At 62.9% G+C, this 15,496-nt stretch carries 18 protein-coding genes; 8 read left to right on the top strand and 10 right to left on the bottom strand.

Annotated features, from left to right (window positions below; genetic code table 11):
- Positions 1 to 2: 2 nt before the first annotated feature.
- The 3 genes from EB835_RS15905 to EB835_RS15895 are packed head-to-tail and all read right to left on the bottom strand — an operon-like array spanning position 3 to position 2,599.
- Positions 3 to 872 (bottom strand): LysR family transcriptional regulator, encoded by an 870-nt coding sequence (locus EB835_RS15905; RefSeq protein ID WP_135810430.1) that lies wholly within the window; start codon positions 870 to 872, stop codon positions 3 to 5.
- Positions 873 to 890: 18 nt separating this feature from the next.
- The gene (locus tag EB835_RS15900) at positions 891 to 1,805 is read right to left on the bottom strand and encodes a M23 family metallopeptidase (protein WP_135810429.1); all 915 of its coding nucleotides are present in this window, start codon (positions 1,803 to 1,805) and stop codon (positions 891 to 893) included.
- Positions 1,802 to 2,599, bottom strand: a complete 798-nt coding sequence (locus EB835_RS15895) for an alpha/beta fold hydrolase (protein WP_135810428.1) — start codon at positions 2,597 to 2,599, stop codon at positions 1,802 to 1,804. Before EB835_RS15895 ends, EB835_RS15900 begins: the two co-directional genes overlap by 4 nt.
- A 260-nt stretch (positions 2,600 to 2,859) precedes the next feature.
- On the opposite strand from EB835_RS15895, the gene EB835_RS15890 reads away from it, so the two are divergent.
- From EB835_RS15890 to EB835_RS15870, 5 genes are all read left to right on the top strand, one after another.
- Positions 2,860 to 3,873, top strand: coding sequence for a GNAT family N-acetyltransferase (locus EB835_RS15890; RefSeq protein ID WP_135810427.1), 1,014 nt, complete (start codon positions 2,860 to 2,862; stop codon positions 3,871 to 3,873).
- A 165-nt stretch (positions 3,874 to 4,038) separates the two neighbouring features.
- Positions 4,039 to 4,647 (top strand): NADPH-dependent FMN reductase, encoded by a 609-nt coding sequence (locus tag EB835_RS15885; RefSeq protein ID WP_135810426.1) that lies wholly within the window; start codon positions 4,039 to 4,041, stop codon positions 4,645 to 4,647.
- A complete protein-coding gene (locus tag EB835_RS15880; protein WP_135810425.1) occupies positions 4,644 to 6,113 on the top strand; it encodes an MFS transporter in 1,470 nt (489 codons plus the stop codon). Before EB835_RS15885 ends, EB835_RS15880 begins: the two co-directional genes overlap by 4 nt.
- Before the next feature lie 47 nt (positions 6,114 to 6,160).
- Positions 6,161 to 6,820, top strand: a complete 660-nt coding sequence (locus EB835_RS15875) for a TetR/AcrR family transcriptional regulator (protein WP_135810424.1) — start codon at positions 6,161 to 6,163, stop codon at positions 6,818 to 6,820.
- 10 nt (positions 6,821 to 6,830) lie between these two features.
- Positions 6,831 to 7,214: a hypothetical protein gene (locus EB835_RS15870; protein ID WP_135810423.1), complete on the top strand. Its 384-nt coding sequence runs from the start codon at positions 6,831 to 6,833 to the stop codon at positions 7,212 to 7,214.
- Here EB835_RS15870 and EB835_RS15865 read toward each other — a convergent pair.
- Positions 7,164 to 7,961 carry a TetR/AcrR family transcriptional regulator gene (locus EB835_RS15865; protein ID WP_135810422.1) on the bottom strand — a complete coding sequence of 266 codons (798 nt, stop codon included), beginning with the start codon at positions 7,959 to 7,961 and terminating at the stop codon, positions 7,164 to 7,166. The genes EB835_RS15870 and EB835_RS15865 overlap by 51 nt on opposite strands.
- A gap of 85 nt (positions 7,962 to 8,046) precedes the next feature.
- Between EB835_RS15865 and EB835_RS15860 the strand changes: the two genes are divergently transcribed.
- On the top strand, positions 8,047 to 9,270 hold the full coding sequence (locus EB835_RS15860; protein WP_135810421.1) for a DUF418 domain-containing protein: 1,224 nt from the start codon (positions 8,047 to 8,049) through the stop codon (positions 9,268 to 9,270).
- An 80-nt stretch (positions 9,271 to 9,350) separates the two neighbouring features.
- Here EB835_RS15860 and EB835_RS15855 read toward each other — a convergent pair whose 3' ends face one another.
- Positions 9,351 to 10,076 (bottom strand): helix-turn-helix domain-containing protein, encoded by a 726-nt coding sequence (locus tag EB835_RS15855; protein WP_135810420.1) that lies wholly within the window; start codon positions 10,074 to 10,076, stop codon positions 9,351 to 9,353.
- 152 nt (positions 10,077 to 10,228) lie between these two features.
- On the opposite strand from EB835_RS15855, the gene EB835_RS15850 reads away from it, so the two are divergent.
- Positions 10,229 to 11,230 carry an ABC transporter substrate-binding protein gene (locus EB835_RS15850; protein ID WP_135810419.1) on the top strand — a complete coding sequence of 334 codons (1,002 nt, stop codon included), beginning with the start codon at positions 10,229 to 10,231 and terminating at the stop codon, positions 11,228 to 11,230.
- A 12-nt stretch (positions 11,231 to 11,242) separates the two neighbouring features.
- Here EB835_RS15850 and EB835_RS15845 read toward each other — a convergent pair whose 3' ends face one another.
- A complete protein-coding gene (locus EB835_RS15845; protein ID WP_135810418.1) occupies positions 11,243 to 11,467 on the bottom strand; it encodes a hypothetical protein in 225 nt (74 codons plus the stop codon).
- A gap of 220 nt (positions 11,468 to 11,687) precedes the next feature.
- Between EB835_RS15845 and EB835_RS15840 the strand changes: the two genes are divergently transcribed.
- Positions 11,688 to 12,728, top strand: a complete 1,041-nt coding sequence (locus EB835_RS15840) for a baeRF2 domain-containing protein (RefSeq protein WP_135810417.1) — start codon at positions 11,688 to 11,690, stop codon at positions 12,726 to 12,728.
- Here the strand turns inward: EB835_RS15840 and EB835_RS15835 are convergent.
- The 4 genes from EB835_RS15835 to EB835_RS15820 are packed head-to-tail and all read right to left on the bottom strand — an operon-like array spanning position 12,639 to position 15,488.
- Positions 12,639 to 13,505, bottom strand: coding sequence for a 4'-phosphopantetheinyl transferase family protein (locus tag EB835_RS15835; RefSeq protein WP_135810416.1), 867 nt, complete (start codon positions 13,503 to 13,505; stop codon positions 12,639 to 12,641). The genes EB835_RS15840 and EB835_RS15835 overlap by 90 nt on opposite strands.
- On the bottom strand, positions 13,502 to 14,302 hold the full coding sequence (locus tag EB835_RS15830; RefSeq protein ID WP_135810415.1) for an ABC transporter permease: 801 nt from the start codon (positions 14,300 to 14,302) through the stop codon (positions 13,502 to 13,504). The genes EB835_RS15835 and EB835_RS15830 overlap by 4 nt, the downstream gene beginning before the upstream one ends.
- The gene (locus EB835_RS15825; RefSeq protein ID WP_168216756.1) at positions 14,299 to 15,282 is read right to left on the bottom strand and encodes an ATP-binding cassette domain-containing protein; all 984 of its coding nucleotides are present in this window, start codon (positions 15,280 to 15,282) and stop codon (positions 14,299 to 14,301) included. The genes EB835_RS15830 and EB835_RS15825 overlap by 4 nt, the downstream gene beginning before the upstream one ends.
- On the bottom strand, positions 15,282 to 15,488 hold the full coding sequence (locus EB835_RS15820) for an MbtH family protein (protein WP_135810413.1): 207 nt from the start codon (positions 15,486 to 15,488) through the stop codon (positions 15,282 to 15,284). The genes EB835_RS15825 and EB835_RS15820 overlap by 1 nt, the downstream gene beginning before the upstream one ends.
- Positions 15,489 to 15,496 lie beyond the last annotated feature (8 nt).

Here is a 15,496-nt window from a genome sequence, read left to right as displayed (position 1 = left end):
GCTCAATGGTCTCCGATCCCTTCGATGAGCCGGGTCATGAGGAGTTCTGCAGCCGGGGCGTGCAGGTCGGGGCGGGCGACGAGACCGACGTCGACGTTGAGCTTGCTGCCGTGCTCATCCACGAGCGGTGCGCCCCGTCCTTGTGCGAATGAGTTCGGGACGATGAGCCGACCTAAGCCTCGAGTGTGCAGCTCCTCGGCGACGGCAGGAGTCGCGACCTGAGCGACGATGCTCAGGGAGATTCCAACCCGTCGAGCCTCCGCTTCCAGAGCCTGTCGAACGCCGACCCCGCCGTCGAGGATGATCAGACGAGTCTCGTGCAGGCTCGAAAAGGGAGTCGCGGACATCCGGGCCTGCCGCGGCGGGTCATCAACGACGATCAGTGAGTCGCGCAGCAGCCGTTCCCATCGCAGGACCGCGGTGCCGAACCGGACCACCAGAGCGATGTCCACTGAGCCGTCTGCGACGGCACGTTCGAGGGCATCGCTCGACTGCGACGTGATGACGAGATCAATACCGGGGAAGTCGCTGGCGAAGTCTGCCAGGACTCTTCCCAGGCCAGGGACGGTGGCCCCGGCGATGACGCCGAGGCGTATCCGTCCATGGCGGATACCTGCCATATCGTCGACGACCTGACGGATCGCGTCCAACGACGACAGAGCAGTCCGAGCCGCAGGCAGGACGGCGACTCCTGCCGGAGACAGACTCACCCTCCGCGTGCTCCGTAGGAAAAGACTCTGACCCAACACAGTCTCGAGCTCCTTGATGCGCGAACTGATCGTCGATTGAGCGGTACCGGCTCTATCGGCGGCGGCACTGAACGACTCCTCCTCGGCGACCAGGAGGAAGGCTTCGAGTTTGGACATGTCCATGTGGACCTGCTTCGCGAGTCACGACGAATCGGCTGTGATCATGAGTTGGCCGTTGGCCGGGAGGACAGGTGTGTCCGTTTCAGCCAGGTCGGTCTCATCATCTCTGGGCAAGAATTCGGCATGCCGGAATCCCATGGGAAGTCCGTGAGCCGACCAGAGGGACTGACGGTCCATGAGCTGGGCATGGACATGAGGTTCCGTGCTGTTTCCCGAATTGCCGCAGTCGGCGATGTGTTCTCCTGCTCTGACCCGATCGCCCACCTGAACTCGAAGAGATCGTCTGCGTATGTGGGCAACGACGGCGAAAGTCCCATCGTCTGCCCGGATCGTGACGTGGTTGCCGAAGATCCAGTGTGGGCCGCCCATCGTTCGCACTGTCTGCTCGATGGCGAGGTAGACGTGTGAGAGAGGACTTGTCCGGCTGCGGTGGTCCCTCTGCCAATCGCTCGCATTGACGACGACGCCGTCGACCATGGCGAGTACGGGGAGCCCCTGACCGGGGAACTGATCCGCTGGAAGCATGCCGGTCGTCGTGGGGTAGTCTGCGACTCCCTGACTCTCTTCGGGCCACGCGACGAGGTCGATGGCATGAGACTGGCCGTACATGCGCACTCCGTGACTGGGAATCTTCGTCGCGGGGCTGTTCGCCGCGAGCCATCGGCCTCGGACGGGTGGGTGCAGAAGATGAAGCCGGGTAGGACCGTGGGGACGGCCGAAGGCACACACAGCCAGAAAGATCGCCGCCAGCGTCAGTGCAGCATACGACGCGCCGGACAGCATGGTCAGCAATGGTCGCGGGGTCGGAAGAAATGCCGCCACGGCCGTGATCAGCATAATGGCGACCACAGCGTGGGCGAGGATGATTCGAACTCTGAACATCCACTCCCGCAGCGCGGTCACAGAAGACACGGGGTTGTCTTCGACGCTCGTCATGTCGACACCGCTTCGGTCAGGAGGTCACCGATAGTGGTGCCCAGAAGAGTGGGGTCTTCGAGATGTGCAAGGTGCCCCTGCCCGGGCAGGACAGTGATCGGTGCCCGTGGGATGCGCTCCGATACGCGGTCGAAGGCAGGTCCATATGGTTCGACCGCATGTGATCGTTCGCCGACGATCAGAGCCGCAGCCACGTTGTCCCATTCGGTGCTGGGCGTGAAATCGTTGAGAGCGGCGAGTTCCGCAGCGAGGGGCCTGGCCAGTTCTTGCAGGTGTGGCCACTCGGGCTGTTCCTTCATGGCTTCGACAAGCTCAGGTTCGAGCCCGCTGATGTCGCGGTTGATGATGACAACCCGTTCATCGAGATCGGCCTCTGCCATAGTCGACACGGCGTCCTCGGCGAACGGAGGAAGCACGGGGTCGTAGGCGACCACTGATCCAACGCGCGTGTCCTGGGCGGCAGTTTCGAGTGTGATCGTCCCACCGAGGCTCCATCCCACGAGGTGCACCGGCTGCTTAAGATGATCGATCCAGGCCCGCAGGTCACCGATCTCGGTGTGCAGGTTGTACCCTGCCCCTTGTGCGCCGCTATGCCTCCGGCCCCGTCGGTCGAGGATCAACACGGGTCCCGCGCAGTTCATCGCCCGCACTGCCGCAATGAAATCGTGGGAATCAGCCATTGCTCCGGGCACGACGATGACCGGAGGCCCGGATCCTTCTCGCCGCACCGCGTGCAGCTGTATGCCTTCGCGCTCGATGAGCACTGATTCGAAGTGGTGGTTCGAGGTTGTCATATGTGGTCCTCATCTGAAACGGCGGCGTCGTTGAGCCGAAATCGTGTACCGGTGTCGTCGTCGAATTGCCCGGACGGCATGTTCGCGGCAAAGAAAAGGTATAGTACAGAATGTACTTTACACTAATTGAACTCGACAGCGTCGTCGTCAATGCTGCTGTCCTCCAGTGCTGTCTCCGCTGCGCATGAGCAGTGATGCCGGCGATGGAAGGCGAGAGGGGCAATGGCTGACACGTCTGTGCCGAGCGGAACGGAGATGACGTGCCTGCACTCGAAGAGCTGGAAACCGAAACAATCATCCATGCGCCACTTGCAGAGGTCTGGGAGTTGGTCGGCGATCCTCGTCGACTCGCCGACTGGAGTCCACAGGTCGTTTCGTCGGAATTCTGCGACGGTGCGGACACTGCATCGCTCGGCGTCCGCTTCGTCAATCACAATCATGACCACGGAATGAAGTGGTCGACATCTGCGGAGATCGTACGGTTCGTGCCCCTCCGTGAAATGGCATTTCGGGTCGACGAAAACTGGCTGGTGTGGTCATTCACTCTGGAGCCGATGGGTGCGGAGGCGACTCGCGTGGTCCACCGTCGCGAGGCACCGCACGGAATATCCGATTGGGCTCATGCCATGACCGAAAAGCACATGGGTGGAACGGCCGCGTTCACACGGAGCATGAGGGACGGGATGGACCAGACTCTCCTGCGGATCAAGAGGGCCTCGGAGCAGGAGGGGCGAAACGCCTCGTCCCATGCGAACGGAACCCGCCGCCTCCACACATCTCGCCTGGTCCTCGATGTGCCTGACCGTGACGATGCCGCGGACATATTCGCCATCGTCGGGGATCACCGCGCTGTTGCGCACAATCCTTCGGACTATGTCAGCGACCTTCAGGGGACGACCGAACTCATCGAGAGGTGGCTTCGCCACTGGGCGGATCACGAATACGGGTACTGGTGCGTGCGGGAGATTCGGACGGGGCGAATCATCGGCTACTGCGGGACGAAGAGGATGCGTATCAACGGCATGCCGGCCCGCAACCTGATAGCTCGGTTTCATCCGGACGCATGGGGGTCGGGATATGCGACCGAGGCTGTCAAGGCGGCGCTTGAGCGGGCCGACGCTCATGCCGAGGACGGTCCCGTTGTCGCCCGGGTGCGACCAGAGAACCTGGCCTCGCGAAACGTGGCACTCAAGCTGGGCCTCCGGCGCGATCCCGACATGGACGAGCGCGGACCCGACGGGATCGAAGAAGTCTTCAGTGACCGTCTGACGTGACGCTCGCTGCTCGGGGCAGTGAGGCTCGTTCGGGTGGGAATCTGCGTTTCCACGTAGATGCTCACTGTCTTGATGTTTGTGGACGAGGGGGCTTGTGGCGGGGGAGATCGACCATTAAAGTGGGTAAAGTACAACACGTACTTTACATCTGGAGGTCTGACAGTCATGACTCGAATCGCAATCATCGTCGGCAGCACCCGCGTACACCGCCGCGGCCGCATGGTGGCCGACTGGGTATACGAACACGGGCGAGCGAAAGCGCCGGAAGGAGTGCACTTCGACATCGTCGATCTGGTCGACTTCGCCCTTCCGGTCCTCGACGAGCCCGCACCTGCGGCGTGGGGTGTGTATGAGCATGCCTATTCGCGACAGTGGGCAGAGACCATCGATTCTTACGATGGGTACGTCTTCGTCCTGTCCGAGTACAACCACGGCGTACCGGGTCCGTTGAAGAACGCTATCGACTATCTGTACAACGAATGGATCAACAAGTCGGCCGGATTCGTCAGCTATGGAATGCACGGCGGCGTTCGTGCAGTCGAGCAGATGCGCATGATTGCCGCTGAACTGGGACTTGCCGATGTGGGTGCACAGGTCGTGCTGTCGACGTTCACGGACTTCGACTACACCGGCTGGGATGAGTCCGACCCCGCGGCGACAGGAACATTCGCTCCGGCGCTGCGACAACTGGCTGATCTGTCTGCCACTCTGCATGCGGTGGTGACATGGGCTGAGGCGATGACCACCGTGCGTCGGAAACTCTCAGCGGCATGAACACGCGAACATCTTCCTGGGCCGTGCCGGTCATTCTCCTCGGCGCAGTCCTCCTGCCGTTGGCGATGTCCGGGGCCAGTGTTGCAGTGCCGGCAATCGGCGATGACCTGGAGTCCGCAGGATCTGCGGCGTCGTGGGTAGTCACCGGGTACTTTCTTGCGGCTTCGTCGCTCATGCTGGTCACCGGTTCCCTGGGGGATAACCTCGGGCGGCGACGAACGTATCGCTTCGGCATCGTCATCTACATCCTCGGCGCGGTCTGTGCCGCTTTCGCGCCGAGCATCACCATACTCCTCGCGGGGAGAGTGTTGAGCGGGATGGGGGCCGCGGCAGTGATGGCAGGCGGTGCGGCAACTGCTGCAGCGGCATTCACCGGTCCTGCGAGAAGTCGAATGTTCGCCGCGATCGGAACAGCGGCCGCAGTCGGACTTGCGGCGGGTCCTGTCGTATCGGGAGGACTGGTCGAAACGCTCGGATGGCGGGGTGCATTCATGGCGTTCGCTCTGGCAGGTCTGGCTGTGTTCGGCGGATCCTTCGCCTTGCCGGAATCCCATGGGGACGACTCGGTGCGTATCGATTGGATCGGTGCCGCGCTGGTCGTCGCCGGCCTCTGCTCCTTTATGCTCGCGATAGCTGGGGCGCCCAGTCGCGGCTGGGCAAACCCAGTCACGCTCGGCGCCGGCATGCTTGCTCTTGTGTGCTTCGCAGCACTCCGTTTTCATGCTCGCAGAGTCGCTTCTCCCATCATCGACTTCTCGCTGTTGCGCAACCCGAACTTCTCGGGCTGGTTGATCGCGTTGGCAACAGTGTCGTTCGGCTACGCCGGACTGCTCGCCCACTTGCCCAGCTACCTGCACAGCGTCTTCGCATACTCTCCGTCGCAGTCGGGGCTCATGCTGCTGACTCCGGTCGTGCCCATGGTGCTGCTGCCGATGCTGGTGGGGCAGCTGAGCACCAAAGTGCCGGCCCGACTGATGATCGGTCCTGGCCTGCTCGCCATCGCTGCCGGCAATGCGTGGCTCGGGTTCGCAGTGTCCCCCGATTCTTCCGCGCCAGAGCTGATCCTTCCCCTCGTGCTCATCGGTCTCGGTCTGGGGACAGCCACAGGCATCGTGGATGCGCAGGCCATGAATCACGTCGAGCCGGAGAAGCACGGGCAGGCAGCAGGCTTGGTGAACACGGTCCGAGGAGCATCGACAACGCTCATTATGGCTCTCTTCGGTTCGGCGGTCGTAGGACTCATCGGATTGGAGACCGGTGATCCGCAACTGGCGGGCAGGCTTGCGACGGGTGTCGACATCGGTGGCGATGCGGCACTCGCGGGAGCAATCAGCTTCGGCTGGACTTTCGCGCAGTGGGGCCTTGCGGCGGTCTGCGCAGTGGGTGCAGTCGTGGTCATGGTCCTTCTCGGGCGTCCGACGCGCAGCCGTTTTGAGAGTCTGCCGAGGGAGAGTAAGGTAAATTGACTGCTTTACACCATGACGAAGCCAATACTCGAGATGAAAGGTGAGGGATGACTTCGACTTCCAATACGCCGGTTCCAGCTGGAAAATCAACGAGCCGTCTGCGCCCTGAGAAGCGCGCCGCGATCATGGAAGGCGGTCGGACAGTACTGGCCCAGCATGGGATCGAACGGGCAAGCATCGATGCGATCGCCACCGCGTCCAATGTGTCCACCCGAACCATCTACAAGCACTTCAAGGACAAAGCGACGCTGTGCACCGAGATCATTGCCGAATCCGCAGCTCGAGTGGCCGAGGACATCACGGCACTCATCGAGAAGCACCTCTTGGAGGCAATCAGTGTCGAAGGCAGAGAATCGGCTATGACCGACTTCGCGACGGCGTGGCTGCTGACAGAAGCGCCGTCGGAGGAACACCGCATCCTCATGGATCAGATGCATGGCATCGCCTCGCACGAAGAGCCGGCCCTCGTTGAGGCGTGGTACCAAGCGGGGCCCGGATTGGTCCTTGGTAAGCTGTCCGAGGCTTTCCAAAGTTGGGATGAGCGTGGACTGCTGACGGTTCCCCGTGCGGACATCGCTGCGGCACACTTCGCTCAGCTCGTGTCTGCGGGGCCGAACACTGTCGCTGTTTCGAACCTCAGCGCAGCAGAGCGATCGATATGGATCAGCGCCGGAGTCGACGTCTTCCTTCGTGCATATGGCACGTAAAGCTGGACTCATGCGACGCAACACTGCACAACTGCTGCGGATCGGGTTCTTTGCCGACGGAGTGTTCAAGGCGGTCGTCGCCGTTGTGATGCTGGTTCTGCTCGAGCCGATCACGAGGCACAATGGAGCCCCTGCCTGGCTGCTTCTGCTGACCGTGCTGGCGGTGTCGATCAGCGCGGTCGCTGAGATCGCGTATGCAGCTCGAAACGGGACCGGAACGCACACGAAATATCTTGTGGCCTACGACGCAGGATGGTTCCTTGCGACCGCAGCTGCGCTCTTCTTGGTGTTCGGGCGCGGGGCAGAGGGATGGACGCTGTGGCTCAGCTATCAGGTCATCGCCTCACCGATCATCGCCATCGTCTTCTTCCGCGGCTCGCGACCCGGCCCGTGACACCGCGACATTGGTCGCCAGGCCGTCGAGGATGACTTCGAGGCCCTCGGAGAAGTCGGTGTCTTCTCCCGCTTCGCCGTCGTCCGTGTTGCCGCTGCGAAATGCCTCGGAGGACAGCGCCTCGGCGAGGTGCGGAAATGTCTCTGAGGAGATCACCTGCGCCAGCGCTTCGCCGTACGCGCGTTCGCTCTCGGATTTCGCCTGTCCGGGTTCCCGTCCTTCCTCAAGTTCTGTCTGAAGCAGAGCTGATTGCCGGACAAAGCCGCTGAGCAGCGTGAGCGCCGAGAGCTTCTCCTTCGCGCTCATCCCAGTATGGGCGAGCTCTGCGAGCCCCCGTTCGAGCCAGGCCACCTGATTCGGTCCCGAGGGAGCGCGATAGATGGGAACGCGGGGGAGCCAGGGTCGCTCCTGATACAGCGTCCACAGATCACCCGCCCATGATCGAAGGCCCTCCCGCCAATCGGCCCCGGCCGGGCGTGGGGCGGTCGGCCGACTGGCCGCATCGATCATGAGCTGAAGCAGTTCGTGCTTAGAACCGATATGTCGGTACAACGACATGGCCGTCACGTTCAGCTCCACAGCGACCTTGGGCAGCGTCGCCGCCTCAAGTCCGCCGCCATCAGCGAGTCGGACGGCGGTGCTCACGACGGTCTCGACATCGAGGGTCGACTTCCGGCCCCGCTGCTGTGGTGCTTCCGGAAGCCGCCAGAGCCTTCTGAAGAAGTCCGGTACAGCGTTATCGGTCATGAACTCTCCACTTCCACCAACATGAACACGATTCTACAGACCCATATAGTTTAAGGCATATAGTTTCTATGATATCGTCATTCGCATGACTCAGAGAACACGATCACAGCCACCCACGCCGGCCGGCCGAGTACATGATGTCGATGCACTCCGGGGCTTTGCCCTGCTAGGGATCTTCGTCGTCAACATCACGTTCATGGCATCTGCCTATCCGGGCAACCTCGTCGATGATCCGAACTTCTCGGGACCAATTGATGATGCCGTCCGGTTCCTTGTGGCCGCGCTGTTTTCAATGAAGTTCTACCTGCTCTTCTCCTTCCTGTTCGGATACAGCTTCGTGCTGCAGATGGACGCTGCTGCTCGGGCGGGGGCTGCATTCGTGCCGCGCATGCTGCGCCGGTCGTTGGGGCTCTTCATCTTCGGGGCAGGGCACATCGTGCTGCTCTACAGCGGAGACGTCCTCACAACGTACGCGGTGATCTGCCTGGTGCTACTGGCGATGTATCGCGTCCGAGATCGGACGGCGCTTGTGACGAGCGGAATCATCTACGCATTTGTGACGCTGTCGCTCGTCGTCAGTGCCGCCTTCCTCGACCGCTCGATGTTCATGCCCAGCCATGACGAGGCACTCGCTCAGGCCGCAACACAGACTCAGGCCATGCTCGGTGGCCCGCTCGAGATCCTGGGCCACCATCTGGCCGGGCTGGACCTCCTGGTCATCCAGGCGGCTTCCCTTCAGGGGCCGACGGCGCTGGCGATGTTCCTCATCGGGATGATCGCCGCGCGACGCCGGCTGTTCTCGGACCTGGGGAATCGGACGCAGCTTCTGCGGCGGGTTCAGCTGGTCGGCTTCGCGGTCGGTCTGCCCGGTGGAGTGCTCTTCGCCTGGCTCGGAGGAGATGCCAACACATGGGCGACAGCGGTGAGCGTGGTGACGGCCCCATTCCTCAGTGCCGCGTATGTGGCCACTCTCATCCGCCTCCTGCATGTTCGGCAGGGTGGGCCGATGCGCAGAGTCCTCGAACCGGTCGGTCGCATCGCCCTGACGAACTACCTCGGGCAGTCGTTGGTGGGCCTCGTCCTGTTCACCGGGATCGGCCTCGGCCTTGCCGGCGGGGTCTCACCATTGATGCTCTTCGTGCTTGCTGTGGTGATCTTCGCGGTGCAGGCCGTGGTGAGTGCCTGGTGGCTGCGGTCCCACCGGTACGGGCCGGCCGAATACCTCCTCAGGCTGTTGACCAATTGGAGCAGGCCGAGACGCGGCCGGTCGGTGTCGGCGCCGAGCAGCCTTCCACCCTCTGCCGCCTGAGCGGCGGGGTCGCAGAGTGGCAGGGTGCCGATGCGATGCCCGCGGTCACCTGCCGTTCCATTCGAGTCCGTGGGCTCAGGTCACCTTCTGCGGGAGTCCCTGACCGCACCGGCCAGGTCGCCGGAGAGATCCTGGCGGGTGAGGTGGGTGAGGCGACTGATCGCCCTGATCAGCCCGTCTGATCCGCGGTAGCCGACGGATCGGGCAGCGGAGGCGACCGTCGATCCCGCACGGATCCTGCGCAGGGCCAAGTTGAGTCGTCTCCGCGTCCTCCACTGCACGAAAGACATGCCGAGATCGTCTCTGACGATCCGTTCGACGTGCCTTCTGCTCATCGAATGTCGCGCGGCGACAGCGGTCAGCGGCACCAGCAGGCTCATGGGATCGTCCATAATCGCTCTCACTGCGCGGTGCTGCGGTTCCGGAATGGAGAAGTCATCGACGGCGAACGTGCTGAGCTCCGCGTCGAGAGTCTCCCTGAACGGCCTACGTTCGGCCTCGCAGCTCGGGGACGAGGCGAGGATGAGCAGAGCGGTTTCACGAATGGTGTCTGATCGGCGGATATGCAGGAACCCCTCGGGAGGCTCTGTCACCGGTGACAGACGCGGGCCGAGCATGATGGAATCCGATTTCGTCGTGACCGAGTGGTCGATGCCCGAACCCAGCCACAGGCTGGACTCGGAGCCGAGGCTGAGGCGCGTCGGTTCGAATCTGTGTCCGCGCAGATGGACGTCCACGGACCCGCTGATGACATGAATGAGCAGCGGGTACGGATGGCTGTGCCAATCATGGCCCGTGAAGTGCACCGGTCGTTCAGCCTCGGTGTCGCTGCGTCGTCGAAGAACATGTCGTGCTGGTCGAGTGATGGTGTCGCCTTTGTCGTAGGTGAATCGAAGAGTTTGGTTAGGCTGGGCTATGTTGTCTGATTCTAGTCCTACTCACCTGACAGAGGTAGCCAATGTCCTTGCTCCGTCGCATCAGCGCGCTCTTTGTGGGTGCAGGTCTTCTGCTCATCAGTGCCTGTGCGGACCCCACGAGCGCTGCTGACGACAGCTCCTCGGCGAGCGGATCCGAGACGCGTGTTGTCACAACCGAGCAGGGAGAGGTTGAGGTTCCTGCCGATCCGCAGCGGGTGGTCGTGCTCAACTACGCCCTGGCAGGCTACCTCTTCGATCCCGATGTGCCGGTCGTCGCCACCACCCCCGAGGTGACGGAAACCGATGGGGAGTTCTCACAGTTCTGGTCTGAGGAGGCTGAGGCGCAGGGAACCGAATTCCTCCCGTGGAGCAACGATGGATTCGACCTCGAGGCCATCATCGCGGCCGATCCTGACCTCATCATCGCCGGAGGGATCGGGTTCCCGCTCAAGCATGCGACCGATTCCTACGACAGATTGCAGGAGGTGGCGCCCACGGTGCTCGTGTCCGGGGATAAGCAGACATGGCAGGACCAGTTCTCATTCATCGCCTCCGACGTGCTGGGCAGACAGGCGGACTATGAGAAGTTCGTATCCGTCTATGAGGATCGCGTCGCCGAGGTGAAGGACAACATCTCGATCCCCGAGGGTGAGATCTCCATCCTCACGCTCGACAGCAAGGACACGCCCTACATCCTCATCGAGGGCGAGAGTCTGTCGGCGGAGCTGGAACCGCTCGGTTTCACGACTGCTCCGCTGTTCGAAGAGAACGACATCGAACCCTACACTGCCGGTGGAGACATGTTCGGGCCCTCGCTCGAGGTTCTGCCTGACATTCTGAACTCGGAGACGGTCTTTGTGGTCGGCTTCAACAATGCGAGCATCGGCGTCGACGACCTCAAGGACGAAGCGCCGTACGATCGAGTCCCTGCCTTCGAGTCCGGTCAGGTCCACGACCTCCCGTACTGGTCGATGCGCGGCGACTACGACGAGGCGATGGCTCTGCTCGACATCGTTGAGGACATGTTCCCCGCGACGCAGTGATGAGGAAAGCGGTCAGCGATCAGTCGACGGCGCAGCGGGTGGGACATCCTCATCGTCGGTGTCTTCATCGTCATCGTTCTCATCCTCAGCGGTCTCGTCGGAGCGACCGAATTCGTCGGGATCGACCTTTTTGAGGTACTCGGCTGATGGCGCGCCCCCGGCCTCGTGGTCGAGATTCTCCGCAGCCTTGCGCATGCTGTCTGCAGTGGTGCCATCGGTGTTGTCTTCGGTCGACATTCTCGTCACCTTTCGCTGGAGAGCGCGGGCGGGTGATCAGTCTACGCGGGTCCCCTCGCTGAGCAGTACCCCCAGCTGTGTCGACCGAAGCACTGTCAGATTCGTCGGGGTTGTTTACAGGGGCCGCCCGGTGATGACAGGCTGACGTCAACGCTCCAAGCGTTGCGGGGCTCCTGTCGGTCCCGTCGCCTGAATCGCGGAAGCCGAGGAGGAACAAGCGATGAACACCAGTCAGCTACGCAAGTTCTACGAGCAGGGCGGACCCTACGCCACGGTCTACTTCGAAGGGCGGTCCCCTTCGGCCGATGCCGACACGCAGCTGCGTCTGCGCTGGTCGGACCTGAGGGAACGACTGTCCTCGGCCGGGGCGGATGAGTCCCTCCTCGAATCCATCGATGCCATCGTCCTCGTCGACGAACCGACCGAGGTCCACACGGATGGCCGAACCATCGTGGTGAACTTGCACGGTGTCCAACTCGATGCGCATTGGGACGCCGCTCTGGGAGATGGGGATGACGCCCATTACGGAGACGTGCCAGAACTCGGTGCTTACCTCCGCCAGGAATGCAGACAGTTCGATGTGGTCCTCGTCATCGCAGGCCAGGACGGCGCAACCGTCCGCGAGCTGAGTGTGACCCCGGATCGTGAACGAAGTGAGTTTGACGGGGTCCACGTGACCGGCGACAACGACGAAGACATCAACAAGCCGCGGCGAGGCGCGTACTCGCACAACCAGATCCGGCGCCGTGTCGACGAGATCATCAAAGACCATGCGCGCAGTGTCGCTGACTTCGTCGATCGACTCATCACGGATCACGCACCAGATGCGGTCGTATTGGCCGGAGAGGTCCAGGGCAGAACGGCGGTCAAGGCCGAGCTGTCTGTGAAGGCCGAAGAGCTGCTTCACGAGATCTCGGAAGGCGGCGACGATGATGAGGGCGCTGAAGAGGCGATCGATGTGGCGGTGCGAACGCTCGTCACCAGCCTTGCCCAGGAGCGCGAGGCCGCGAACTCGGAGCGGCTGGCCGAGAGCAAGGCACATGACCGTGCGGTCGAAGGCCGCGCCGAGGTCGAGAAGGCTGTCGGGCGCGGAGCTGTGGCAACCCTGCTGCTTGATGACGCCGAGGCATCGGAAGGGGAGGCCGCCATCGTGGCCCAGGCCGTCCTGTCCTCAGCAGACATCGGACTCAGCCATGATCCGATGCCGGACGGCATCGCGGCGATCCTCCGTTACGACGTGGGTTCTGCTCTGGCCGATTGACCCGGTGCTCGTCTGTTTCGAGCGGCCGAGCCTCGGCAGAACCTCAACAATATCGAGCAAGCTCACAGCTTCGATCGGCGGTCTCTGAGCGCAGCACAATGCGGCGGCATATCCCCGTGGGCTCGGCAGAGAAGAGATGTTGAGTGCGTCGAGTTCGCAGACTTCGGGAGCGCTGATCGAAGCCGTCCATTGCCGGTCCGAGTTGGACCGTGATGGCGCTCGTTTGACCTGTTTGAGGGTGAGATCGCCGGGCGGCACAGACAGACCGTGTCCGGTGGTCTTCACCGCGGCTTCTTTGCCCACCCAGAGGTCGATGCGCTGACGAACGGGATCCTCGCCATCGGGCAGTGATTCCGAGGGGTTGATGACATAGTCGTCGAAGCCTGAGAAGACATCGCTCGGAACCTGCTCGATGTCGACTCCTATCGGTGAGGACGCAGGCGCCGAGGCGATCACGACCGTGTCGTTCGAGCGCGACAGACTCAGTTCGGCCCCGGGTACTTCTGGTTTCCCATGGGGACCGCCGCACGTGCGACAGCGGCGTGTCAGCGCCAAGTCGCCGGCCTCTTTGAGATCGATGCCGAGGCGGCGGGCAGCCATGAGCCGAAAGAGCAGATGCGCTCCTCGGTACGCATCCCGATCCGTGCGCCTGCGAAAACGGTCTGCTCGAGCAGCTTCGTCCGCTGACAGCAGCGTATCGAGCCAGGGGTGTTCGGTCAGCACTCGGTCGATCGCTGCGATGTCGCTGATGAGATATTCGATCGCGGTGCTCGTCATCTCCGACTGATCCGACGGTACTGCGACACGGCGATGGGGGAGAAGACGGCGATGACCGCAATGCAGCTGAGGATCGCATAGATGACGGCGTTGTCGGCCGCCCACCCTGTGCTGGTGATGAATCCTGCCGGCGGTGCGTTGCCGAAGAGCTCTCGGACGCTGGTGGCGACGGCGGTGATCGGATTCCATGCGGCGATCGCCTGCAGCGGGCCTGGAAGGGTGTCGATCGAGACGAAGGCCCCGGAGATGAAGGTGACGGGGAAGAGCCAGATGAGCCCGAGGCTCTGCGCCACCTCGACGCTCCTGGCCGTCAGCGCGATGACCGCACCGATCCACGACATGGCGAAGCTGAAGAGGAGCAGGAGCGTGATGCCGAGCAGCGCCGAACCGAATCCCTCGGTGATGCGCCACCCGATGAGCAGACCGCAGATCATCGTCACCGCCACGGAGATCAGGCTGGTGACCAGGTCCGAGGATGTTCTGCCCAGAATCACGGCGACCCGTGACATCGGCAGCGAACGGAACCGGTCGATGAGACCGAGCTGCAGGTCCTTGGCGAGGTAGACGGCGGTGAAGGAGGAATTGAAGGTCAGCGTCTGAGCCAGAATCCCACCGATGAGGAATTCCCGGTACGGGCCACCGCCGAGGCTGCCGCCGAAGACGAACGCGAGAAGGAAGACGAAGATCACCGGCTGGACAACCCCCGTGACCAGGGCACCCGGAGTCCGGCGGACGGTGAGCAGATTGCGCCAGGCGATGACGGAGCTGTCGCGGGCGGCCGAGACGAGGGTGCTCATACTCCCACCTCGGCGGTGTCGGCTGGTGTCTGTGAGGGCCTCGCCGAGGCGGGCTGGCCGGTGAGGTCGAGGAACACGTCATCAAGCGTCGGACGGCACAGGGCCGCCTCGGTGACGGAATGTCCCTCCTCATCCAGGTCGGCAAGCACCTGCAGCAGGTCCCTCTGTCCCAGCGGTGCGGACGCGGTGATGCGCAGTCCCGAGGAGTCCGCCTGCGGACGGGCGGGCTCGCCGATGATGCGGTCGAGGATCCGCAGGGTCCCTTCGAGGGAGTCGCGGTGGGTCAGCGTCAGTGTGATGCGTTCAGCACCGAGCCTGCCCTTGAGATCTGTGGAGGTTCCCTCGGCGATGACCTGTCCGGAATCGATGACGGCGATGCGATCTGCCAGTTGGTCGGCCTCTTCCAGGTACTGGGTCGTCAGCAGCACGGTGGTGCCGGCTCTGACCAGGGTGGTGATGACCTCCCAGGTGTCGAGCCGAGCGCGCGGATCGAGCCCGGTGGTCGGCTCATCGAGGATGACCACCGGGGGACGCACGACCAGGGCCGAGGCCAGGTCGAGTCGTCGCCGCATGCCTCCCGAATAGGCGCCAGCGCGTTTGCCCGCGACGTCGCTGAGACCGAATTCGGCCAGCAGTTCGCGAGCACGGGCCACCGATTCTCTGCGAGTCATCCCGTAGAGGCGGGCGACCATGACGAGGTTCTCGTACCCGGTGAGCTTCTCGTCGACGGCAGCGTACTGGCCGGAGAGACCGATGCTGCGGCGGACGGCCGTGGGATCGGTGAGCACCGAGTGCCCTGCGACGAGGGCGGTGCCGGAGTCGGGGCGAATCAGTGTGGACAGGACCTTCACGGTCGTTGTCTTCCCGGCCCCATTGGGGCCGAGGAGACCGAAGATCTGTCCCTCCTCGATGTCCAGACTGATGCCGTCAAGAGCACGAAAGGCTCCGTAGTTCTTCCTCAGGTTCTCCAGCCGAATCACTATGAGGCGATCTCGGCGAGCCGGCGCGGAGTGATGTCCGTCCAGTTCTCCTCGACGAATTCGAGGCAGTCGTCGCGGCTGGCCGGTCCGAACACGAGGACCCATCCCGCGGGCACATCGGCGAACGACGGCCACAGCGAGTGCTGTTGGAGATCGTTGACCAACACGCGGAAGGTACCGGTTGTGTCGTCGAAGGGGTTGTTCACTGGTTTTC

Origin of the sequence: Brevibacterium sp. S22 (genome assembly GCF_004745485.1) — a bacterium.
Lineage (GTDB): Bacteria > Actinomycetota > Actinomycetes > Actinomycetales > Brevibacteriaceae > Brevibacterium.
The sequence above is the reverse complement of the archived record's forward strand: the minus strand, read 5'-3'. Positions and strand labels throughout refer to the sequence as shown.